Raw genomic sequence first — 24,414 nt, 5'->3', positions numbered from 1 at the left:
GAGGGGAGATTAGGTCAGTAGCTCCAATGGTAGAGCGTCGGTCTCCAAAACCGGTTGTTGGGGGTTCGAGTCCCTCCTGGCCTGCCATCTACTAATTTATTCTATCAAATTTTTGTTTCAATTGGATTGTTTTTGAATTTTTTAATTTTAGTTTAAGCTATTTTGGATAAAATTGAAAATTCTTTTAATGTATAAATGTATTAAGTTTAAGTGAGGGCGAAAAGAAACTATGGATAAATGGCTCATGCAATATAAATTAGCTAGAGAAGAGCTTTCTAAAGTGATATTTCCTATTAAGGAGCAGATACGCAATGCGCTTGTTTCTGTTTTGGTGGTGGTGAGTGCTATCACGCTGTTTTTAGCTTTGTTGGATTTTTCTCTGGGGGCTTTTATCTCTAGTGTTTTATAGGTTGGTGGCTTTAAATAAGGAGAATAATGATGGATTGGTATGCTATACAAACTTATTCAGGGAGCGAGCAGTCCGTTAAGAAAGCGATTGAGAATCTAGCGGACGATCATAATATAAGAGATAGGATACAAGAGATCATTGTGCCTACTGAAGATATTATAGAGGTTTCCAAAAAAAGCAAGACGAAAGTAACGGAACGAAGCCTTTATCCTGGATATGTTTTTATTAAGGTGGATTTAGATACGGTTTTGTGGCATAAGATACAATCTTTGCCAAGAGTGAGCCGTTTTATTGGAGAAAATAAAAAGCCAACCCCATTGAGTGAAGCGGATATTGGGCATATTTTAGAAAAAATGAATAACCGAGCAGCCCCCAAGCCAAAAATCTTTTTTGAGCAAGGCGAAGTGGTGCGTGTGGTGGAAGGCCCTTTTGCGAACTTTACCGCTACGGTGGAAGAGTATGATGTGGAACACCGCAAGCTCAAGCTCAATGTTTCTATTTTTGGCAGGAACACTCCAATAGAGATTTTGCATTCGCAAGTGGAAAAAATTATATAACTTTTTAAGTAAGGAGAAAACATGGCTAAAAAAGTAGTCGGAGAAATCAAACTTCAAATCCCTGCCGGTAAGGCAAACCCTTCACCTCCAGTAGGGCCAGCGTTGGGTCAAAGAGGGGTTAATATCATGGAATTTTGTAAGGCTTTTAATGAGAGAACTAAAGACATGGGGAGTTTTAATATCCCGGTGATTATCACGGTTTATCAAGACAAAAGTTTTACCTTTATCACTAAAAAGCCTCCGGTAACGGATTTGATCAAAAAAGCTTCTGGGGTTGAAAAAGGTTCTGACAATCCGCTCAAAAATAAAATTGCAAAGCTCACCCACAAGCAAGTGGAAGAGATTGCACAATTGAAAATGGAAGATTTAAACACAAGCACCATGGAAGCGGCCAAAAAAATCGTTATGGGCAGCGCTAGGAGCATGGGCGTAGAAGTTGTGGATTGATTGGGTTTTGTTGGAATTGAAAGAAATTTTTAAGGATTAGAATCGTGGCAAAAAAAGTATTTAAAAGATTGGAAAAACTTTTTTCTAAAATTCAAAACGATAAAGCGTATGGCGTAGAGCAAGGCGTAGAGGTGGTTAAATCTCTCGCTTCAGCCAAATTTGATGAAACCGTGGAAGTAGCGTTAAGGCTAGGGGTTGATCCAAGGCATGCGGATCAAATGGTGCGCGGTGCGGTGGTGCTTCCTCATGGAACAGGGAAAAAAGTAAGAGTGGCTGTTTTTGCAAAAGACATCAAGCAAGATGAAGCCAAGAACGCTGGGGCTGATGTCGTTGGCGGAGACGATTTGGCTGAAGAAATCAAAAACGGCCGTATTGATTTTGACATGGTGATCGCAACGCCTGATATGATGGCAGTTGTCGGTAAAGTGGGTAGGATTTTAGGCCCTAAAGGTTTGATGCCAAACCCCAAAACCGGAACCGTTACGATGGATATTGCTAAAGCGGTTAGTAACGCTAAAAGCGGTCAAGTGAATTTCAGGGTGGATAAAAAGGGCAATGTTCATGCCCCTATTGGTAAGGCGAGTTTTCCTGAGGAAAAAATCAAAGAAAACATGCTTGAGTTGGTTAAAACGATCAACCGCCTAAAACCCAGTAGTGCGAAAGGCAAGTATATTAGAAACGCCGCTCTCTCGCTCACCATGTCGCCTTCAGTGAGTTTGGACGTGCAGGAATTGATGGATATTAAATAGCGTTAGGGGAGTTTTTAATCTTAGGCTGAAGATCGTAAGAGCTAAAAAGCTTAAAATTTCTTTTTTAAAAAGATAATCTTGCAGAGGTCTAGTCTAGAAAGGAGGAAAAGATGCAAAAACAACATCAAAGGCAGCATAAAGTAGAGCTAGTCGCTAACTTAAAGTCGCAATTTGTAGATGCCAAAGCCCTTTTAATTTGCGATTATAAGGGTCTTAGCGTGAAAAAGTTGGAAGCTTTAAGGAATAAGGCTCGCAATCAAGGCATTAAAGTGCAAGTGATTAAGAACACTCTCGCTCATATTGCCATGAAAGAGGCCGGCTATTCTGATTTGGATTTGAAAGAAACCAATGTGTTTTTGTGGGGCGGTGATCAAATCGCTCTCTCTAAACTCGTGTTTGATTTCCAAAAAGAGCATAAAGATCACTTTGTGTTGAAAGCGGGCTTGTTTGATAAAGAAAGCGTTAGCGTAGCTCATGTGGAAGCGGTTTCAAAACTCCCAAGCAAAGAAGAGCTTATGGGAATGTTGCTTTCTGTTTGGACGGCTCCGGCGCGTTATTTTGTGACCGGTTTAGACAATTTGCGTAAAGCGAAAGAAGAAAACTAAGAGCCTGTGATGGCTTTAATTTAAAAAAAAATTTGAAGGATTGGATTATGGCAATTTCAAAAGAAGAAGTGTTAGAGTATATTGGTTCATTGAGCGTTTTAGAGCTTGCTGAATTGGTTAAAATGTTTGAGGAAAAATTTGGCGTGAGTGCGACTCCAACGGTCGTAGCGGGTGCGGCTGTAGCTGGCGGTGCAGCGGCTGAGAGCGAAGAAAAAACCGAATTTAATGTGATTTTGGCTGATAGCGGTGCTGAAAAAATCAAGGTGATTAAAGTGGTTCGTGAAATCACTGGACTTGGCCTGAAAGAAGCTAAAGACGCTACCGAAAAAACCCCTCATGTGCTTAAAGAGGGCGTGAATAAAGAAGAAGCTGAAACCATCAAGAAGAAACTTGAAGAAGTAGGCGCTAAGGTTGAAGTCAAGTAAGACTTAAAAACAGAAAGGCCTTTGTGCCTTTCTCTGATCTAGTGTGGCAGATGATTTTGCTCCATGATTTTGTTTGTGAGCGTGTGGCCTAAAGTGGTTAGTATTGCAGGTGGGTTTTGGTATTTTTATCATGGATGGTTCTAAAGTTTAAAGATCCTTTTGCAATGCTTACTTGAATTAATGCATTAAATAACTCAAAATTTTTGATCAAAGGCTTGAAATATGTCAAAAAAAATTCCCCTAAAAAACCGCTTGAGAGCTGATTTTACAAAAACCCCGACAGATTTAGAAGTTCCTAATTTATTATTATTGCAACGAGACAGCTATGATTCTTTCTTGTATTCCAAAGATGGCAAAGAGAGCGGGATTGAAAAGGTTTTTAAATCCATTTTCCCTATCCAAGATGAGCATAACCGCATCACTTTAGAATACGCAGGTTGCGAATTTGGCAAGTCTAAATACACTGTTAGAGAAGCGATGGAGAGAGGCATTACCTACTCTATCCCCCTCAAAATTAAAGTGCGCTTAATCTTGTGGGAAAAAGATACCAAAAGTGGCGAAAAGAACGGCATCAAGGATATTAAAGAACAAAGCATTTTCATTCGTGAGATCCCTTTGATGACAGAACGCACTTCATTTATTATCAATGGGGTGGAGCGTGTGGTGGTCAATCAACTCCACAGAAGCCCCGGTGTGATTTTCAAAGAAGAAGAATCCAGCACTTCTTTAAACAAGCTCATTTACACAGGGCAAATCATCCCTGATAGGGGTTCGTGGCTGTATTTTGAATACGATTCTAAAGATGTTTTATACGCTCGTATCAACAAACGCCGTAAAGTGCCTGTTACTATTTTATTCAGGGCGATGGATTATCAAAAACAAGACATCATCAAAATGTTCTACCCGCTTGTGAAAGTGCGTTATGAAAACGATAAATATTTGATCCCGTTTGCTTCACTAGACGCCAATCAAAGAATGGAATTTGACTTGAAAGACCCGCAAGGCAAGATTATCCTTTTAGCGGGCAAAAAGCTCACTTCAAGGAAGATTAAAGAGCTTAAAGAAAACCATTTAGAATGGGTGGAATACCCTATGGATATTTTACTCAATCGTCATTTAGCTGAGCCTGTTATGGTGGGGAAAGAAGTCTTATTGGACATGCTCACTCAGCTAGATAAAAACAGATTAGAAAAAATCCACGATTTAGGCGTGCAAGAATTTGTGATCATCAACGATCTAGCGTTAGGGCATGACGCTTCCATTATCCATTCTTTTTTGGCCGATTATGAGTCTTTGAAATTGCTCAAGCAAACTGAAAAAATTGATGATGAAAACGCTCTAGCGGCGATTCGTATCCATAAGGTTATGAAACCAGGCGATCCTGTTACGACTGAAGTGGCTAAGCAGTTTGTCAAAAAACTTTTCTTTGATCCAGAACGCTATGATTTGACCATGGTGGGCCGCATGAAAATGAATCACAAGTTAGGCTTGCATGTGCCTGATTACATCACGACTTTAACGCATGAAGATATTATCACCACCGTTAAATACCTCATGAAAATCAAAAACAATCAGGGCAAGATTGATGACAGGGACCACTTAGGCAATCGTAGGATCAGAGCGGTAGGGGAATTGTTGGCCAATGAATTGCATTCAGGCTTAGTGAAAATGCAAAAGACCATTAAAGACAAGCTCACTACCATGAGCGGGGCTTTTGATTCGCTCATGCCCCATGATTTAGTCAATTCTAAAATGATCACTAGCACGATCATGGAATTTTTCATGGGCGGTCAGCTCTCGCAATTCATGGATCAAACTAACCCTTTGAGTGAGGTTACGCACAAACGACGTCTTTCAGCGCTCGGTGAAGGGGGATTGGTGAAAGACAGGGTGGGGTTTGAAGCCAGGGATGTGCACCCCACGCATTATGGCCGAATTTGTCCCATTGAGACCCCAGAAGGTCAAAATATCGGTCTGATCAACACCCTTTCCACTTTCACAAGAGTGAATGATTTAGGCTTTATTGAAGCCCCTTATAAAAAGGTTGTGGATGGCAAGGTCGTGGGTGAGACGATTTATTTGACCGCTATTCAAGAAGACAGCCACATCATCGCTCCCGCAAGCACCCCTATTGATGAAGGGGGTAATATTTTGGGCGATTTGATTGAAACGCGTGTGGAAGGCGAAATCGTTTTAAACGAAAAAAGCAAAGTTACCTTAATGGATTTAAGCTCTAGCATGCTAGTAGGGGTCGCCGCATCGCTCATTCCTTTCTTAGAGCATGATGACGCCAACCGCGCTTTAATGGGGACTAACATGCAGCGCCAAGCGGTGCCCTTATTAAGAAGCGACGCCCCCATTGTAGGCACAGGGATTGAAAAAATTATCGCTAGGGATTCTTGGGGAGCGATCAAGGCTAATCGCGCAGGCGTTGTAGAAAAAATTGATTCTAAAAATATTTATATTTTAGGCGAAGGCAAAGAAGAAGCCTATATTGATGCGTATTCTTTGCAAAAAAACTTACGCACCAACCAAAACACCAGTTTCAATCAAGTCCCTATCGTTAAGGTGGGCGATAAAGTAGAAGCCGGGCAAATCATCGCTGATGGCCCTAGCATGGATAGGGGCGAGTTAGCGTTGGGGAAAAATGTGCGCGTGGCGTTCATGCCTTGGAATGGCTATAACTTTGAAGACGCCATCGTGGTGAGTGAGCGCATCACTAAAGACGATGTTTTCACTTCCACCCACATTTATGAAAAAGAAGTGGACGCTAGGGAGCTTAAGCATGGCGTGGAAGAATTTACCGCTGATATTCCTGATGTGAAAGAAGAAGCGCTCGCTCATCTTGATGAAAGCGGGATCGTTAAAGTCGGCACTTATGTGAGTGCTGGCATGATTTTAGTGGGCAAGACTTCTCCTAAAGGCGAGATTAAAAGCACGCCTGAAGAGCGGCTTTTAAGGGCTATTTTTGGGGATAAAGCCGGGCATGTGGTCAATAAGAGTTTGTATTGCCCCCCCAGTTTGGAAGGCACGGTGATTGATGTGAAAGTCTTCACTAAAAAAGGTTATGAGAAAGACGCGCGAGTTTTGAGCGCGTATGAAGAAGAAAAAGCCAAGCTTGATATGGAGCATTTTGACCGCTTGACCATGCTCAATAGAGAAGAATTGTTGCGCGTTAGTTCGCTCCTTTCTCAAGCGATTTTAGAAGAGCCTTTCAGCCACAATGGTAAGGATTATAAAGAAGGCGATCAAATCCCTAAAGAAGAAATCGCTTCAATCAACCGCTTCACTTTGGCTAGTTTAGTCAAAAAGTATTCTAAAGAAGTGCAAAACCACTATGAAATCACTAAAAACAATTTCTTAGAGCAAAAGAAAGTTTTGGGTGAAGAGCATGAAGAAAAGCTTTCTATTTTAGAAAAAGATGATATTTTGCCTAATGGCGTGATCAAAAAAGTCAAGCTCTATATCGCTACAAAACGAAAGCTTAAAGTGGGCGATAAAATGGCAGGAAGGCATGGGAATAAAGGGATTGTGTCTAATATCGTGCCGGTTGCGGATATGCCTTATACCGCTGATGGCGAGCCTGTGGATATTGTCTTAAACCCTTTGGGTGTGCCAAGCCGCATGAATATTGGGCAGATTTTAGAAATGCATTTAGGCTTAGTGGGGAAAGAGTTTGGGAAACAAATCGCTCGCATGCTAGAGGATAAAACCAAAGATTTTGCCAAAGAATTGCGCGCTAAAATGCTAGAAATCGCTAACGCTATTAATGAAAAAGACCCTTTGACAATCCATGCGCTTGAGAGTTGTTCTGATGAAGAACTTTTGGAATACGCTAAAGATTGGAGCAAGGGCGTTAAGATGGCTATCCCTGTGTTTGAAGGCATCTCGCAAGAAAAATTTTATAAGCTATTTGAATTAGCTAAGATTGCTATGGATGGCAAAATGGATCTGTATGATGGGCGCACAGGCGAGAAAATGAGGGAGCGCGTGAATGTGGGCTATATGTATATGATCAAACTCCACCACTTAGTGGATGAAAAAGTCCATGCCAGAAGCACAGGCCCTTATAGCTTAGTAACGCACCAGCCTGTTGGGGGCAAAGCGCTCTTTGGGGGTCAAAGGTTTGGGGAAATGGAAGTGTGGGCGCTAGAAGCTTATGGTGCAGCGCACACTCTAAAAGAAATGCTTACCATTAAATCCGATGATATTAGAGGCAGAGAGAACGCTTATAGGGCTATCGCTAAAGGTGAGCAAGTGGGCGAGAGTGAAATCCCTGAGACTTTCTATGTTTTGACTAAAGAATTGCAATCGCTCGCTTTGGATATTAATATTTTTGGGGACGATGTGGATGAAGACGGAGCGCCTAAACCCATTGTCATTAAAGAAGATGACAGGCCTAAAGACTTTAGCTCTTTCCAGCTCACTCTAGCCAGCCCTGAAAAAATCCATTCTTGGAGTTATGGGGAAGTTAAAAAGCCAGAAACGATCAATTATCGCACCCTAAAACCTGAACGAGACGGCTTGTTTTGCATGAAAATCTTTGGCCCCACTAAAGATTATGAATGCTTGTGCGGTAAATACAAAAAGCCTCGCTTCAAAGACATTGGCACATGCGAAAAATGCGGCGTGGCGATCACGCACTCCAAAGTCAGGCGTTTTAGAATGGGGCATATTGAATTGGCCACTCCTGTAGCGCATATCTGGTATGTCAATTCCTTGCCTAGCCGTATCGGCACGCTTTTAGGCGTTAAGATGAAAGACTTAGAGCGCGTGCTGTATTATGAAGCTTATATCGTTAAAGAGCCAGGCGAAGCCGCTTATGACAATGAAGGCACTAAGCTTGTGATGAAATACGATATTTTGAATGAAGAGCAGTATCAAAATATCTCACGAAGATACGAAGATAGGGGATTTGTAGCGCAAATGGGTGGCGAAGCGATCAAGGATTTGTTAGAAGAAATTGATTTGATCACCTTATTGCAGAGTTTGAAAGAAGAAGTGAAAGACACTAATTCTGATGCGAAAAAGAAAAAACTCATTAAGCGTTTGAAAGTGGTAGAAAGCTTTTTAAATTCTGGTAACAGGCCTGAATGGATGATACTCACGGTTTTACCGGTATTGCCACCGGATTTAAGGCCTTTAGTTGCGCTAGATGGCGGGAAGTTTGCGGTCAGCGATGTGAATGAATTGTATCGTCGTGTCATCAATCGTAACCAACGCTTGAAACGCTTAATGGAGCTTGGGGCGCCAGAAATCATTGTGCGCAATGAAAAAAGGATGTTGCAAGAAGCCGTGGATGTGCTTTTTGATAACGGCCGCAGCACCAATGCGGTTAAAGGGGCTAACAAACGCCCTTTAAAATCGCTCAGCGAGATCATTAAAGGCAAGCAAGGGCGTTTCAGGCAAAACCTTTTAGGTAAGCGCGTGGATTTTTCAGGCAGAAGCGTGATTGTGGTTGGGCCTAATCTCAAAATGGATGAATGCGGGTTGCCCAAAAACATGGCGTTAGAACTCTTCAAACCGCATTTGTTATCCAAGCTTGAAGAGAGAGGCTATGCCACCACGCTCAAACAAGCTAAACGCATGATTGAACAAAAAAGCAATGAAGTGTGGGAGTGCTTGCAAGAAATCACAGAGGGGTATCCGGTGCTACTCAACCGCGCTCCTACCTTGCACAAGCAATCCATTCAAGCGTTCCATCCAAAGCTTATTGACGGCAAAGCGATCCAATTGCACCCGTTAGTGTGTTCAGCGTTTAACGCCGATTTTGACGGGGATCAAATGGCAGTGCATGTGCCTTTAAGCCAGGAAGCGATCGCTGAATGCAAGGTGCTGATGTTAAGCTCTATGAATATCCTTCTGCCCGCTAGCGGTAAAGCCGTAGCCATTCCTAGCCAGGATATGGTTTTAGGGCTTTATTATCTTTCTTTAGAAAAGAGTGGGGTCAAGGGCGAACATAAGCTTTTTTCTAGCGTGAATGAAATCATCACCGCTATTGATACGAAAGAATTAGACATCCACGCAAAGATTAGGGTTTTAGATCAAGGGAATATTATCGCTACGAGCGCGGGGCGCATGATCATTAAATCTATTTTGCCTGATTTTATCCCTACGGATTTGTGGAACAGACCCATGAAGAAAAAAGATATTGGCGTGCTTGTGGATTATGTGCATAAAGTCGGCGGTATCGGTATTACTGCAACCTTTTTGGATAATTTAAAAACGCTTGGCTTTAGGTATGCGACTAAGGCTGGTATTTCTATCTCTATGGAAGATATTATCACGCCAAAAGACAAGCAAAAAATGGTGGAAAAAGCCAAAGTAGAGGTTAAAAAAATCCAGCAACAATACGATCAAGGGCTACTCACTGACCAAGAGCGTTACAATAAGATCATTGACACTTGGACTGAAGTCAATGACAGAATGAGTAAAGAAATGATGACCGCTATTGCAAAAGATAAAGAGGGCTTTAACTCTATTTATATGATGGCAGATAGCGGCGCAAGGGGGAGCGCGGCACAAATCCGTCAGCTTTCAGCGATGAGGGGTCTTATGACAAAGCCGGACGGCAGTATCATTGAAACGCCCATTATTTCTAACTTTAAAGAGGGGTTGAATGTCTTAGAATACTTTAACTCCACGCATGGCGCTAGAAAGGGCTTAGCGGATACAGCACTAAAAACAGCCAATGCGGGGTATTTGACAAGAAAACTCATTGATGTTTCGCAAAATGTCAAGGTGGTGTCTGATGATTGCGGCACGCATGAAGGGATTGAAATCACGGATATTGCAGTGGGGAGTGAGTTGATCGAGCCTTTAGAAGAGCGTATTTTTGGGCGCGTTTTATTAGAAGATGTGATCGATCCTATTACGAATGAAATCTTGCTTTATGCGGACACTTTGATTGATGAAGAGGGCGCTAAAAAGGTGGTTGAAGCCGGGATTAAATCCATTACAATCCGCACCCCAGTAACTTGTAAAGCGCCAAAGGGCGTGTGCGCGAAATGCTATGGCTTGAATTTAGGCGAAGGCAAGATGAGCTATCCGGGTGAAGCGGTGGGCGTGGTAGCTGCACAATCTATTGGGGAGCCTGGAACGCAACTCACTTTAAGGACTTTCCATGTGGGCGGGACAGCGAGCAGGAGCCAGGATGAGCGTGAAATTGTAGCGAGCAAAGAAGGTTTTGTGCGTTTTTATAACCTTAGGACTTACACGAACAAAGAGGGTAAAAACATTATCGCTAACCGCCGTAACGCTTCTATTTTAGTGGTAGAGCCTAAGATTAAAGCGCCTTTTGATGGGGAATTACGCATTGAAACGGTTTATGAAGAAGTCGTTGTGAGCGTGAAAAATGGCGAGCAAGAAGCTAAATTCGTTTTAAGAAGAAGCGATATCGTCAAACCGAGCGAATTAGCCGGCGTTGGCGGTAAGATTGAGGGGAAAGTGTATTTGCCTTATGCTAGTGGGCATAAAGTGCATAAGGGAGGGAGTATCGCTGATATTATCCAAGAGGGCTGGAATGTGCCTAATCGCATCCCTTATGCGAGCGAATTGCTAGTCAAGGATAATGACCCTATTGCGCAAGATGTGTATGCCAAAGAAAAAGGTGCAATCAAATACTATGTTTTAGAGGCTAACCATTTAGAGCGTACCCATGGGATCAAAAAGGGCGATATTGTGAGTGAAAAAGGCTTGTTTGCGGTGATAGCTGATGATAATGGTAGGGAAGCCGCTCGCCATTATATCGCTAGGGGTTCTGAGATCTTGATTGATGATAATAGCGAAGTGAGCGCTAATAGCGTGATTTCTAAACCCACGACTAACACTTTCAAAACGATTGCCACATGGGATCCTTACAACACCCCTATCATTGCGGACTTTAAAGGTAAGGTGAATTTTGTGGATGTTATCGCAGGGGTTACGGTCGCTGAAAAAGAAGACGAAAATACCGGTATCACAAGCTTAGTGGTGAATGATTACATTCCAAGCGGATACAAACCAAGCTTGTTTTTAGAGGGGGCTAATGGCGAAGAGATGCGTTATTTCCTAGAGCCAAAAACTTCTATCGCTATTAGTGATGGCTCTAGCGTGGAGCAAGCTGAAGTGTTAGCGAAAATCCCTAAAGCGACCGTTAAATCCAGGGATATTACTGGGGGTCTCCCAAGGGTTTCGGAATTGTTTGAAGCGAGAAAACCCAAGCCTAAAGATGTGGCGATCCTTTCTGAAGTGGATGGGATAGTGAGTTTTGGCAAACCCATTCGCAATAAAGAACACATCATCGTAACCTCTAAAGATGGCCGTTCCATGGATTATTTTGTGGATAAAGGCAAGCAAATTCTAGTGCATGCTGATGAATTTGTGCATGCAGGAGAGGCGATGACGGACGGAGTAATTTCAAGCCATGATATTTTAAGGATCAGTGGCGAAAAAGAGCTTTATAAATACATTGTGAGCGAAGTCCAGCAAGTGTATCGCAGGCAGGGGGTAAGCATTGCGGACAAACACATTGAAATCATTGTGTCTCAAATGTTAAGGCAAGTGCGTATTTTAGACAGCGGGGATAGCAAGTTTATTGAAGGGGATTTAGTCAGTAAAAAACTCTTCAAAGAAGAAAACGCTCGTGTGATCGCTTTAAAAGGCGAGCCAGCGATCGCTGAACCGGTGCTTTTAGGGATCACTAGAGCGGCTATTGGGAGCGATAGCATCATTTCAGCGGCCTCTTTCCAAGAAACGACTAAAGTTTTAACAGAAGCCAGTATCGCCATGAAAAAAGACTTTTTAGAGGATTTGAAAGAAAATGTGGTGTTGGGGAGGATGATCCCTGTGGGAACAGGCATGTATAAGAATAAAAAAATCGTGCTGAGAGTGCTTGAAGATGACCCTAAATTTTGATATAAAAAATCGGTTAAGATTTTTAAAAGAAAAATTAGGGTAAAATGGGGGAACTTTTAGTTTTAAATTTTTAGAATAAGGAAAAATAGTGCCTACTATCAATCAGTTGATTAGAAAAGAAAGGAAAAAGGTGGTTAAAAAAACGAAATCACCTGCATTAGTGGAATGCCCTCAAAGAAGAGGGGTTTGTACTAGAGTTTATACGACTACTCCTAAAAAGCCTAACTCGGCTTTAAGAAAGGTCGCTAAGGTTCGTTTGACCAGTAAATTTGAAGTGATCAGTTATATCCCTGGTGAAGGGCATAACTTGCAAGAACACTCCATTGTGTTAGTGCGTGGGGGTAGGGTTAAGGATTTACCCGGTGTGAAATACCATATCGTTCGTGGTGCTTTAGACACTGCAGGGGTCAATAAAAGAACGGTTTCACGCTCTAAATATGGGACTAAAAAAGCTAAAGCGACCGACAAGAAAGCAACAGACAACAAGAAAAAATAAGAGGAAAACAAAAACATGAGAAGAAGAAAAGCACCCGTTAGGGAGGTTTTGGGCGATCCTGTTTATGGGAACAAAGTGGTTACCAAGTTTATCAATAAGATGATGTTCGATGGCAAAAAAAGTGTAGCGGAAAAAATCATCTACAAAGCTTTTAATAAGATTGAAGAAAAAAGCGGTGAAAAAGGGATTGAAGTGTTTGAAAAAGCCCTAGAAAGAGTGCGTCCTTTAGTGGAGGTGCGCAGCAGAAGAGTGGGTGGGGCTACCTATCAAGTGCCGGTAGAAGTGAGAGCGAGTCGCCAACAGTCGCTATCTATCCGTTGGATTTTAGAAGCGACCAGAAAACGCAATGAAAGAATGATGGTGGATAGATTGGCTAACGAACTTATGGATGCGGCTAGCGATAAGGGTGCGGCTTTTAAGAAAAAAGAAGATGTGCATAAAATGGCAGAAGCGAATAAAGCGTTCGCGCACTACCGCTGGTAATTGGAGTTAGAATGGCTAGAAAAACCCCATTAAACAGGATCAGAAATATCGGTATCGCCGCTCACATTGATGCCGGGAAGACCACCACTTCTGAAAGGATTTTATTCTATACAGGCGTGAGCCATAAGATTGGCGAAGTGCATGACGGCGCGGCGACAATGGATTGGATGGAGCAAGAAAAAGAAAGAGGGATCACTATCACTTCTGCGGCAACGACTTGTTTTTGGAAGGATCACCAAATCAATTTGATTGACACCCCAGGGCATGTGGATTTCACTATTGAAGTGGAACGATCCATGCGCGTGCTGGATGGCGCGGTTTCGGTGTTTTGCTCGGTGGGGGGCGTTCAGCCTCAAAGCGAGACCGTGTGGCGTCAAGCGAATAAATACGGCGTGCCTAGGATTGTTTTTGTCAATAAAATGGATAGGATTGGGGCGAATTTCTACAATGTAGAAAACCAGATTAAGCTTCGCTTGAAAGCTAATCCTGTGCCTATTAATATCCCTATTGGGGCTGAAGACACTTTCATTGGCGTGATTGATTTAGTCCAAATGAAAGCGATTGTTTGGAATAATGAAACCATGGGAGCCAAATACGATGTGGAAGAAATCCCTAGCGATTTGTTAGAAAAGGCTAAACAATACCGAGAAAAGCTTGTAGAAGCCGTAGCCGAGCAAGATGAAGCCTTAATGGAAAAGTATTTGGGTGGTGAAGAATTAAGTATTGAAGAAATCAAAAAAGGCATTAAAACAGGTTGTTTGAACATGAGCCTTGTCCCCATGCTTTGTGGTTCTTCTTTTAAAAATAAAGGCGTACAGACTTTATTAGACGCGGTCATTGATTACTTGCCAGCACCCACAGAGGTTGTGGATATTAAGGGGATTGATCCAAAAACCGAAGAAGAAGTTTTTGTGAAATCCAGCGATGATGGCGAGTTTGCCGGTTTGGCGTTTAAAATCATGACGGATCCTTTTGTGGGCCAACTCACTTTTGTGCGCGTGTATCGCGGCAAGCTAGAATCCGGTAGCTATGTGTATAACTCCACCAAAGACAAAAAAGAGCGTGTGGGAAGACTCCTTAAAATGCACTCCAATAAGAGGGAAGACATTAAAGAAGTTTATGCGGGCGAGATTTGCGCGTTTGTGGGCTTAAAAGACACGCTAACCGGGGACACGCTTTGCGATGAAAAAAATGCGGTGGTTTTAGAGAGAATGGAATTTCCTGAGCCGGTCATTCACATCGCTGTGGAGCCTAAAACGAAAGCAGACCAAGAAAAAATGGGCGTAGCGTTAGGCAAGCTCGCTGAAGAAGATCCAAGCTTTAGGGTGATGACTCAAGAAGAAACCGGGCAAACCCTCATTGGCGGTATGGGTGAATTGCACCTAGAAATCATCGTGGATAGGTTGAAAAGAGAATTTAAGGTGGAAGCTGAAATCGGTCAGCCGCAAGTCGCCTTTAGAGAGACTATCCGTTCCAGCGTGAGCAAAGAGCATAAATACGCTAAGCAAAGCGGTGGTCGTGGGCAATACGGGCATGTGTTTATCAAGCTTGAACCTAAAGAGCCTGGCAGTGGGTATGAATTTGTGAATGAAATTTCTGGGGGCGTGATCCCTAAAGAATATATCCCTGCGGTGGATAAGGGTATCCAAGAAGCGATGCAAAACGGCGTTTTGGCGGGCTATCCGGTGGTGGATTTTAAAGTTACCCTTTATGATGGGAGCTACCATGATGTGGATTCTTCAGAAATGGCGTTTAAAATCGCTGGATCTATGGCGTTTAAAGAAGCGAGTCGTGCGGCTAACCCGGTTTTACTAGAGCCTATGATGAAAGTGGAAGTGGAAGTCCCTGAAGAATACATGGGTGATGTGATTGGCGATTTAAACAGAAGAAGAGGGCAAATCAATTCTATGGACGATAGATTAGGTTTGAAAATCGTGAACGCTTTCGTGCCGTTGGTGGAAATGTTTGGCTATTCCACGGATTTGCGTTCAGCGACTCAGGGGCGTGGGACTTACTCTATGGAGTTTGACCACTATGGCGAAGTGCCTAGCAATATCGCTAAGGAAATCGTGGAAAAACGCAAAGGTTGATTTTGCAATAACGCTCTCTTGTGAGAGGGCGTTGTAGGTGCTATTTAAACTTTTTCTCTTTTGGGTTAAAAAGACTTTTTAGGTGGTTTATCCCCTTAATGAGTCTTTCTTCATTTTAATTTGCTATAAAATTGCTTTTTAGCTTTGTTCTCATCAAATAAGGAGTAACTAAAACTTTTTAATTTTTAAAAAATGGGGTTTTGGTTATTTTGTTTAATCGTTTTAGATTTTATTTCATGGTGGAATTCGTTTTCTTAAGGGGATAGGGGGTATTTTGAAATAACTTTTCCCCCTAACACCCATAAGATCGCATTATAGGAAATTCCGCTTGACTAACGACAAGCTCTTTTGTATTCAATCTTAAAAAACGCTTTTTGGTATTTTTCAAATTTTTATAATCAATTTTTTATTAAAACAAAGCCTTGTTAAAATGCCTTAAAAAGTTTGTTAGGGGGATAAAAACACACTAACAAACAGAAAATAACGCTCAATCTCTTTTAAAAGAGCCAATGCAATTGTGAAACCACCCCTTGCTAAAGCAAGGAGCTTCCTAACTAAAGCATTCTATTGAACGCTAACACGAAAGGCTTTGTTCTTTAAAGTCTGCATGGATATTTCCTACCCCAAAAAGACTTAACCCTTTGCTTAAAATATTGTTCGCAGCGTTGATGTCTCTGTGTTCTCTATACCCGCATTCTAAACACCAATATTGCCTATGATTTAATTTAAGCTTGTGGTTGATATTCCCACAACAATGGCAAGTTTTACTCGTATATTGTGGGGGAGCTTTCACTAACAATTTGCCATTATGCTGTTGTTTGTAATCTAAAAAAGAAATGATTTGATAGAATGAAGCGTTTAAAATAGATTGATTAAGCCCACTCTTTTGTTTAACATTTTTGAGTTTAGCTCTTTTAGTCATGTTTTTTACTTGCAAATCTTCAACTACTATCAATTCAAATTGCTTTGAAAGTTCGCTTGTGATTTTATGGTATCTGTCTGTTTTTTGATGACTAGACTTGTCAAAAGCTTGGTTTAATTTCTTTTGGGTTTTGTAAAAATTACCTCCTAATTTGGTTTTGTTTTGTTTAGACTTTAACACCCTACGGCTTTGTTTTCTTTGTAATCTTTTAAATTTTTCAGAGTATTTTTTTAAAGAATACAATTTGGAATAAGTAGGGATAAGTCGTTTAGTATCCAGCTTTTCATCTATTTCTATCCCTAGTAATTCTTTCATGTCTGTTTGGTATTGCTTAAAGTCCGTTAGTTTTTCATGGTTGTTTATGCCACAAGAACAAGCTATATCAAGGATATTCAAATCTAGCCCCAAACAATCTTTAGGGTTTTTGATGGGAGTAATGTCTTGTTCGTATTCCACGCTAAAGCTAACGAAATATTTTCTATGGCTGCAAGAGATACTAATTTGTTTCACTTTAAAATTAGGGGGGAAGTCTCTATGCATGCGCATCATTAAGGGCATTTTCATTAAAGTGAATATCTTAAAGCGTTCCCCATCGCTCTCTTTAATAGAAAAACCTTGATTGTTCCACGAAAAAGATCGTTTAGCGGATTTAGAGTTTTTGAATTTAGGAAAGCCCCTGTTTTTAACTTTAAAAGCATCTCTTAAAGCCCTTTCAACATTCATGCGTGCTTGTTGGGCTATCACACTACTAAAGCTTAACCCCCTAGCGTTCAAGTGGTGTTTAATCGCTTTGTCTAACTCGCTTGATTTTTTCCACTTTCTTTCTTTGGGAGGTGAATCTTTGTTTGTTTCATATTGCTCTTGCAGTAAATTCAAGCCAATATTATAAGCTTGATTATAGACAAAAAAGCAGTGTTGCAACTTATCTTGTTGTTCTTTAGTGGGATACAAGCGGAATTTAAAACCCTTATTGACTTTCATAGAAGTATTTTAACCTCTTTTTGTTAAAATAGGTCTATGAAAAAAATTGATGATATGAGACACGGAAGACATTGTGTTTTTTTAATGCATGTGCATTTGGTATTTGTTACTAAATACCGGCGTTCAGCGTTCAATAAGGAAGTGATAGATTTTTTAGGATCGGTGTTTGCCAAAGTGTGTAAGGACTTTGAGAGCGAATTGGTAGAATTTGATGGGGAGAGTGATCATGTGCATTTGCTTATCAACTACCCTCCAAAAGTGAGCGTGAGTAAGTTAGTTAATTCTTTAAAAGGCGTTAGCAGTCGTTTGACTAGACAACACCATTTCAAAAGCGTTGAAGCTAGTTTGTGGGGGAAGCATTTATGGTCGCCTAGTTATTTCGCTGGGAGTTGTGGGGGCGCACCTTTAGAGATGATTAAGCAATACATACAAGAACAAGAAACACCGCATTAAATTAGCTAACTTTGATTTTTAAGTAGAATGCGCTAAAAAGCGAATGGATCTAGGTGAAACAATGTTCAAATAGCCTAACGGCTAAACGCTTACATCTCCGCCCTAAAGGACGGAGTTTTTCGCGCTAGTTGGATAAATACCCAATCCTTTTATTGATTCACCATTTTATTGATTCTTTCAGGGTAGCGGGCCCCTTCTATTTTGATTGCAGTCAATTCTTTTTGGAAAATCTCCAATTCTTTTTGACTCCAAGAAACCTGCAAAGCCCCTATATTTTCTATGAGCCTGGATTCTTTGGTGGTGCCAAAGAGAGGGACAATGATTTTTTGCGTGTGCAAAATCCATGAGAGAGCCAGTTGGGCTGGTGTAACGCCTTTAGCGTGTGCATGATCTTGGATTAATTCCACCAAGACATAATTTTTGGCTAGATTTTCTTGATTAAACCTAGGAGAAACGCTTCTAAAATCCCCACTAGCGAAGGTGGCATTTTTTTCAAATTTCGCACCTAAAAACCCCTTACCCAAAGGCGAAAAAGCGACAAAGCCAATTTTTTCTTTTTCTAAAAAACCTAAAATCTCTTTTTCAGGTTCGCGCCACCACAAGGAATATTCGCTCTGCAACGCGCTTAAAGGGCAAATTTGATGGGCTTTTTGGATGCTAGATAACCCTGCCTCACTCATCCCCCAAGCTTTAATTTTTCCTTCTTTAATAAGAGCTTGCATAACTTCTGCCACTTCTTCTATGGGCGTGTTAGTATCCATGCGGTGTTGGTAGTATAAATCAATGCATTCTACTTTTAAGCGTTTCAAACTCCCTTCAATGGCACTCTTAATGCGGTTAGGACTGGAGTCTAAAAACATGGTTGCGTATTTGTCATTAGGATCTGCGTAGTAAATCCCAAACTTGCTCGCTACCACAACCTTGTCTTTAAAAGGCTTGATCGCTTCGCCTAAAAGTTTTTCATTATCTTCCCCGTAAGCCTCTGCAGTGTCAAAAAAGTTAATACCCAATTCCAAAGCCTTATGGATAAGTTTAACCATCTGCTTTTTATCATGGACTTCCCCATACCCATAAGTCATGCCCATGCACCCTAGAGCTAATGCACTCACTTTTAAAGGGCCTAAATGACGCTGTTGCATACAAACTCCTTGATTTCATATTGTTTTTTCAGTATAACCGCAATCTTAATTTTTGTCAAACTTTCTAAAACCAAAGATAATTTATCAAGTTTTTTGTATTGTAGTTTTTTTAAGGTAGCAAAACCACCAAACCAATCAAAAATTTGATTGGTTTCTATTCGTTTACTTTTGAGAAATATAATTCTCTCGCTTTTAAGATCATCACAAGGAGTTCGTATGAAAAAGCAAATCTTGACAGGTGTTTTATTATCAGTTTTGGCAGTGAGTTCTGCATACGCTCACAAAGATAAAAAAGACGCCAAAAAACCTGAGTTAAGCTCTCAATTAGTGGCTCACAAAGATAAAAAAGACGCCAAAAAACCTGAGTTAAGCTCTCAATTAGTGGCTCACAAAGATAAAAAAGACGCCAAAAAACCTGAGTTAAGCTCTCAATTAGTGGCTCACAAAGATAAAAAAGACGCCAAAAAACCTAAAAACTCAGTGGCCTAATGGCTTTGACTCAAAAAAGCGTTTTTAAAAACGCTTTTTTGGATATTATCCTATAATTTCCTACCATTTTTTAAAACCTTTGATGGGATTTATCGCTCTTCTCACGCTTTCAAAAGTAAAGTTTAAATCTTTTATATACTTACTGGAATTTTGTCAATATGGCTGTGTTTTTTAAAAAGTGCATAAAGGGCGTTAAGGCTTTTCTAAAAGAGTGCGAGCGGCTTCTAGGACTTCAAGGGGCGTGATAGATCGCATGCACAAATGGTTTTTTTCATTCTTTAAAGGGCAAACTCGTTTCTTGCAAGGCGCACAGCTTAAATGGTGGTTTAATACGATCGCTTTTTGAGCTTTATAGGGGCGAGTCTCTTTTTCATCAGTGGGGCCAAAAAGAGCGATTAAGGGGGTTTTCGTGCTAGCGGCTGCATGCATAGGGCCGCTATCGTTAGTGATGAATAAATCCAAAACAGCGATGCGTTGTATCAATTCTTCAATGCTTGTTTTCCCGCACAGATTGTAAGCGTTATGGGATAATAAGGGGTTTTTCAATAAGCTTTTAACGGATTTTAAAATTTCTTCAGAAACGATAGCGTCTTCTTTAGCCCCAAAAAAATAAATTTCATGCCCTTTTTCTAACAAAACAGCAGAAACTTCAGCGTAATAAGAAGCTGGCCATCTTTTAGCGCTCCCATAGCTTGCGCTAGGGTTAAAGCCGATTTTTTTAGGGGTGTTTGGGGTGTGAGTGGGGAGGCTAAAGGCTAATTTTAAGGGTAAAACGCTTTTTTTATCCAATTCTTTTTCTAAAAATTGCGAAAACAAAAAGCAATACTTTTCCACTTGGTGATACTCTTTAGGGGCAGCAGTTACCGCATGGCTGAGAAACAAAGAACGGAAAAATTGAGCAAAACCGATGCGAACGGGCGTTTTTGTCACATAGAGCAAAAAAGCGGAATAAAAATGGTTGTTTAAGGTGATCGCTATATCGCAACGCCCTATTTTTTGAGCGAGTTTGTGAGTGGCTAGCAGCCTGAAAAAGGATTTTTTGGTGTCGTCTATAAAAACGGCTTCTATTTTTTCATCTTTTTTGAAAAGTTCGCACGTAATGGTTGGGCCCACTAAGACAAAATACGCATTAGGGTAGTGGTGTTTAAGGGTGTAAAAAAGCGAGCTTGCCATCACCCCATCGCCTAGCCAATTAGGCAAACGCAATAAAATACGCATGCGTTTGGGCGCATTTACGCTCATCAATAGCCCTTTTTTAAAGATTTTAAGCTAAAATTTTAGCATACAAATACAAGGAAATGGAATGATTACCCCTAAAGTGTTGAGCGGGTTTAAAGACCGCTTGCCTAAAGATGCGATACAAAAAGCCCAATTGCTTGCGAAAGTTTCAGTCGTGTTTCAAAGTTTTGGTTTTGTGCCGATTGAAACCCCTCATTTGGAATACGCTGAAGCGCTACTACCTGATGCGAGCAGTGATATTCAAAAAGAAATTTATCGTTTTAAAGACCATGGGGATAGGGATGTGGCTTTAAGGTTTGATCTGACCGTGCCATTAGCCCGCTTTGTTTCTTTGCACCACCAAATATTAGGCATGCCCTTTAAACGCTACGCCATAGGCAATGTTTTTAGGGGCGAAAGGGCTCAAAAAGGGCGTTATAGGGAATTTACGCAATGCGATTTTGATTTTATAGGGAGCGAGAGTTTGGTGTGCGATGCTGAGATCATTCAAGTGATCATCGCTTCTTTAAAAGCCCTAGATTTAGAAGATTTTTGCGTTTCTATCAACCACAGAAAAATTTTGAACGGGATATGCGAATATTTTGGAATCTCTCAAGTGAATGCAGTGTTGCGCATTGTGGATAAATTGGAAAAAATTGGCTTGAATGGGGTTGAAGAAGAATTAAAAAAAGAGTGCGATTTGAATTCAAACACCATTAAAGAGCTTTTAGAAATGGTTCAAATCCAACAGAACGATTTAAGCCATGCGGAATTTTTTGAAAAAATTGCTTATTTGAAAGACTATAATGAAAATCTGAAAAAGGGCATACAGGATTTAGAAAGGCTATACCAGCTGCTAGGGGATTTGCAAATTTCTCAAAACCTGTATAAAATTGATTTTTCTATCGCTAGGGGATTAGGGTATTATACGGGGATTGTGTATGAAACCACGCTTAATGAAATGAAGTCTTTAGGGAGCGTGTGTTCAGGGGGGCGTTACGATCATTTGACTAAAAATTTTTCTAAAGAGAATTTACAAGGAGTGGGGGCTTCTATTGGGATTGACCGATTGATTGTGGCTTTGAGTGAAATGCAATTATTAGACGAGCGTTCCACCCAAGCTAAAGTCTTAATCGCTTGCATGCATGAAGAGTATTTTTCTTACGCCAACCGCTTAGCGGAGTCTTTAAGGCAAAGTGGGATTTTTAGCGAAGTCTATCCAGAAGCTCAAAAAATCAAAAAACCCTTTTCTTATGCCAACCACAAGGGGCATGAGTTTGTGGCTATTATTGGCGAAGAAGAATTTAAAAGCGAAACTTTAAGCTTGAAAAACATGCATTCAGGCATGCAGTTGAATTGCTTGAGTTTTTTAAAAGCCCTTGAAATCATTGGAGAAAACGATGAAGACTTATAATGTCGCTATTGTTGGGGCCAGTGGGGCGGTAGGCCAAGAGCTGATTAAGGGTTTAGAAAATTCTTCTTTCCCGATTAAAAAATTTGTCCCGCTCGCTAGCGCTAGGAGCGCTGGTAAAAAGATTAGAGCTTTCAATAAAGACTATGAAATTTTAGAAACCACGCATGAAGTTTTTGAAAGAGAAAAAATAGACATCGCTTTTTTTAGCGCTGGGGGGAGCGTGAGCGAAGAATTTGCTATAAGCGCTTCAAAAACGGCCTTAGTGATTGATAACACGAGCTTTTTTAGATTGAATGAAAAAGTGCCTTTAGTCGTGCCTGAAATCAACGCTAAAGAAATTTTTAACGCTCCCTTAAATATCATCGCTAACCCTAATTGCTCCACCATTCAAATGACGCAAATCTTAAACCCCCTACACCTCCATTTTAAGATAAAAAGCGTGATTGTTAGCACCTATCAAGCCGTGAGTGGGGCAGGGAACAAGGGCATAGAGAGTTTAAAAAATGAGCTAAAAACCGCATTAGAATATTTGGAAAAAGACCCCGCTATTGATTTAAACCAAGTCTTGCAAGCCGGGGCTTTCGCTTATCCGATCGCTTTCAATGCGATCGCTCATATTGATACTTTTAAGGAGAATGGCTACACGAAAGAAGAGCTAAAAATGGTGCATGAAACCCATAAAATCATGGGCGTGGATTTCCCTATCAGCGCGACTTGCGTGCGCGTGCCGGTATTGAGGAGCCATAGCGAGAGTTTGAGTATCGCTTTTGAAAAAGAATTCGATCTTAAAGAAGTCTATGAAGTTTTAAAAAACGCCCCTAGCGTGGTTGTTTGCGATGATCCTAGCCACAATCTCTACCCCACGCCCTTAAAAGCGAGCCACACGGATAGCGCCTTTATTGGGCGCTTGAGGAAGGATTTGTTTGATAAGAAAACCTTGCACGGCTTTTGCGTGGCGGATCAATTAAGAGTGGGGGCAGCCACCAACGCGCTCAAAATCGCTCTGCATTACATTAAGAACGCTTGATTTTACTCAAAGATAACAAAGATGAATGTGCATGCGCTTGAATTAAGGATAAGGATCAATCTAGCCTAATCTCTCAAAAAGAGCTTTAAGTTACTAGGCTTGCGGTGTTAAACAAGGGTGTAATTGAATTTCTCAAGGCTTGATTGAGAGAAATGCTAATATTTGGTAGGTCAAAAGGAATATAAAGGCTTACACTCAAGCAGAGAGTGAATGTTTAACTAGCGAGTTATTGCCTATTATTCCCTTTAAAAGGGTGTGAGTTTAAGGTATAAGGAAAACTTGTATCAAGTTTTGTTGGAATGGATTAGAAAAATCCGATTGGATTGACCCTTACAATTTTTCAAACCAATTGTTTAATAACGATTAAATATGGCTATATACACTACAATAATAAGATTTTGAAAGGTTGGTAATGGAATCAGTAAAAACAGGAAAAACAAATAAAGTTGGCAAAAACGCAGAGACAGCTGACACAAAGGCAAGCAAAGAGACTCATTTTAAACAAGCGAGCGCCGTTACAAATATGATCAGATCAATTGGTGGGTTTTTTACAAAGATCGCAAAGAAAGTTAGAGGACTTGTAAAAAAACACCCCAAGAAAAGCAATGCGGCATTAGTAGTGTTGACCCATGTTGCGTGCAGGAAAGCGAAAGAATTGGACGATAAAGTCCAAGATAAATCCAAACAAGCTGAAAAAGAAAATCAAATCAATTGGTGGAAATATTCAGGATTAACAATAGCGACAAGTTTATTATTAGCCGCTTGTAGCGTTGGTGATATTGATAAACAAATAGAGTTGGAACAAGAAAAGCAAAAGACAAGCAATATAGAGACTAACAATCAAATAAAAGTAGAACAAGAAAAACAAAAGACAAGCAATATAGAGACTAACAATCAAATAAAAGTAGAACAAGAAAAACAAAAGACAGAACAAGAAAAGCAAAAGACAATTAATACACAGAAAGATTTCATTAAATACGTAGAACAAAATTGCAAAGAAAATCATGGCCAATTCTTTATTAAAAAAGGAGGAATTAAGGCTGGTATTGGTATAGAAGTAGAAGCTGAATGCAAAACCCCTAAACCTGCAAAAACCAATCAAACCCCTATCCAGCCAAAACACCTCCCAAGCTCTAAACAACCCCGCTCTCAAAGAGGATCAAAAGCGCAAGAGCTTATAGCTTATTTGCAAAAAGAGCTGGAATCTCTGCCCTATTCACAAAAAGCTATCGCTAAACAAGTGGATTTTTATAAACCAAGTTCTATCGCTTATTTAGAATTAGACCCTAGAGATTTTAACGCTACAGAAGAATGGCAAAAAGAAAATCTAAAAATACGCTCTAAAGCTCAAGCTAAAATGCTTGAAATGAGAAACCCACAAGCCCACCTTTCAACCTCTCAAAGCCTTTTGTTCGTTCAAAAAATATTTGCTGATGTTAGTAAAGAAATAGAAGCAGCTGCTAATACCGAGAAAAAAGTAGAAAAAGCGGGTTATGGTTATAGTAAAAGGATGTAGGCATAAGAAAACACCATAAAATCGTTTTTAGATTATTTATGGTATTTTAAAGAATCTATATTACCCAATTAAAACAGAGCCTTTTTTAAACTCCTTAGT

18 protein-coding genes and 1 tRNA gene are annotated in these 24,414 nt (G+C 40.6%); 16 read left to right on the top strand and 3 right to left on the bottom strand.

Annotated features, from left to right (window positions below):
• The first annotated feature begins 11 nt into the window (after positions 1–11).
• From AYS37_RS06065 to fusA, 11 genes are all read left to right on the top strand, one after another.
• A tRNA-Trp gene (locus AYS37_RS06065) sits at positions 12–87 on the top strand.
• Between the two features lie 142 nt (positions 88–229).
• Positions 230–409: a preprotein translocase subunit SecE gene (secE, locus tag AYS37_RS06060; protein ID WP_000362123.1), complete on the top strand. Its 180-nt coding sequence runs from the start codon at positions 230–232 to the stop codon at positions 407–409.
• Between the two features lie 29 nt (positions 410–438).
• Entirely contained in the window at positions 439–966 is a 528-nt protein-coding gene (gene nusG, locus AYS37_RS06055; RefSeq protein ID WP_001874720.1) for a transcription termination/antitermination protein NusG, read from the top strand.
• Positions 967–987: 21 nt separating this feature from the next.
• Entirely contained in the window at positions 988–1,413 is a 426-nt protein-coding gene (rplK, locus tag AYS37_RS06050; protein ID WP_001085997.1) for a 50S ribosomal protein L11, read from the top strand.
• A 44-nt stretch (positions 1,414–1,457) separates the two neighbouring features.
• Positions 1,458–2,162 carry a 50S ribosomal protein L1 gene (gene rplA / locus AYS37_RS06045; protein ID WP_001085840.1) on the top strand — a complete coding sequence of 235 codons (705 nt, stop codon included), beginning with the start codon at positions 1,458–1,460 and terminating at the stop codon, positions 2,160–2,162.
• Positions 2,163–2,272: 110 nt separating this feature from the next.
• Positions 2,273–2,767 (top strand): 50S ribosomal protein L10, encoded by a 495-nt coding sequence (gene rplJ, locus AYS37_RS06040; protein WP_001171774.1) that lies wholly within the window; start codon positions 2,273–2,275, stop codon positions 2,765–2,767.
• Positions 2,768–2,814: 47 nt separating this feature from the next.
• Positions 2,815–3,192, top strand: a complete 378-nt coding sequence (rplL, locus tag AYS37_RS06035) for a 50S ribosomal protein L7/L12 (protein ID WP_001018219.1) — start codon at positions 2,815–2,817, stop codon at positions 3,190–3,192.
• A 222-nt stretch (positions 3,193–3,414) separates the two neighbouring features.
• A complete protein-coding gene (locus tag AYS37_RS06030; protein ID WP_000037788.1) occupies positions 3,415–12,087 on the top strand; it encodes a DNA-directed RNA polymerase subunit beta/beta' in 8,673 nt (2,890 codons plus the stop codon).
• Positions 12,088–12,175: 88 nt separating this feature from the next.
• Entirely contained in the window at positions 12,176–12,583 is a 408-nt protein-coding gene (gene rpsL, locus AYS37_RS06025) for a 30S ribosomal protein S12 (RefSeq protein ID WP_001142321.1), read from the top strand.
• Positions 12,584–12,598: 15 nt separating this feature from the next.
• Complete coding sequence (rpsG, locus tag AYS37_RS06020; protein ID WP_001254357.1) at positions 12,599–13,066, top strand: 30S ribosomal protein S7; 468 nt, start codon at positions 12,599–12,601, stop codon at positions 13,064–13,066.
• A gap of 11 nt (positions 13,067–13,077) precedes the next feature.
• Positions 13,078–15,156, top strand: a complete 2,079-nt coding sequence (gene fusA, locus AYS37_RS06015) for an elongation factor G (protein WP_000101825.1) — start codon at positions 13,078–13,080, stop codon at positions 15,154–15,156.
• Positions 15,157–15,730: 574 nt separating this feature from the next.
• Here fusA and AYS37_RS06005 read toward each other — a convergent pair.
• Complete coding sequence (locus AYS37_RS06005) at positions 15,731–17,059, bottom strand: RNA-guided endonuclease InsQ/TnpB family protein (RefSeq protein WP_000867431.1); 1,329 nt, start codon at positions 17,057–17,059, stop codon at positions 15,731–15,733.
• Positions 17,060–17,095: 36 nt separating this feature from the next.
• On the opposite strand from AYS37_RS06005, the gene tnpA reads away from it, so the two are divergent.
• A complete protein-coding gene (tnpA, locus tag AYS37_RS06000; protein WP_000717710.1) occupies positions 17,096–17,512 on the top strand; it encodes an IS200/IS605-like element IS606 family transposase in 417 nt (138 codons plus the stop codon).
• A gap of 149 nt (positions 17,513–17,661) precedes the next feature.
• On the opposite strand, the gene AYS37_RS05995 is transcribed toward tnpA, so the two are convergent.
• Positions 17,662–18,651 carry an aldo/keto reductase gene (locus tag AYS37_RS05995; protein WP_001187427.1) on the bottom strand — a complete coding sequence of 330 codons (990 nt, stop codon included), beginning with the start codon at positions 18,649–18,651 and terminating at the stop codon, positions 17,662–17,664.
• Between the two features lie 216 nt (positions 18,652–18,867).
• Here AYS37_RS05995 and AYS37_RS05990 point away from each other — a divergent pair, with 216 nt between their 5' ends.
• On the top strand, positions 18,868–19,140 hold the full coding sequence (locus AYS37_RS05990) for a hypothetical protein (RefSeq protein ID WP_000744165.1): 273 nt from the start codon (positions 18,868–18,870) through the stop codon (positions 19,138–19,140).
• 192 nt (positions 19,141–19,332) lie between these two features.
• On the opposite strand, the gene waaF is transcribed toward AYS37_RS05990, so the two are convergent.
• On the bottom strand, positions 19,333–20,382 hold the full coding sequence (waaF, locus tag AYS37_RS05985; RefSeq protein ID WP_000115530.1) for a lipopolysaccharide heptosyltransferase II: 1,050 nt from the start codon (positions 20,380–20,382) through the stop codon (positions 19,333–19,335).
• A 61-nt stretch (positions 20,383–20,443) separates the two neighbouring features.
• Between waaF and hisS the strand changes: the two genes are divergently transcribed.
• The 3 genes from hisS (at position 20,444) to AYS37_RS05970 (ending at position 24,315) form a co-directional block, all read left to right on the top strand.
• Positions 20,444–21,772, top strand: coding sequence for a histidine--tRNA ligase (hisS, locus tag AYS37_RS05980; protein ID WP_000632437.1), 1,329 nt, complete (start codon positions 20,444–20,446; stop codon positions 21,770–21,772).
• Complete coding sequence (asd, locus tag AYS37_RS05975; RefSeq protein WP_000860951.1) at positions 21,759–22,799, top strand: aspartate-semialdehyde dehydrogenase; 1,041 nt, start codon at positions 21,759–21,761, stop codon at positions 22,797–22,799. The genes hisS and asd overlap by 14 nt, the downstream gene beginning before the upstream one ends.
• 412 nt (positions 22,800–23,211) lie before the next feature.
• Entirely contained in the window at positions 23,212–24,315 is a 1,104-nt protein-coding gene (locus AYS37_RS05970) for a DUF874 family protein (RefSeq protein WP_000446614.1), read from the top strand.
• Positions 24,316–24,414 lie beyond the last annotated feature (99 nt).

This window comes from Helicobacter pylori NQ4053 (assembly GCF_000274605.1).
In the GTDB taxonomy this organism is placed as follows: domain Bacteria; phylum Campylobacterota; class Campylobacteria; order Campylobacterales; family Helicobacteraceae; genus Helicobacter; species Helicobacter pylori_CV.
The sequence above is the reverse complement of the archived record's forward strand: the minus strand, read 5'-3'. Positions and strand labels throughout refer to the sequence as shown.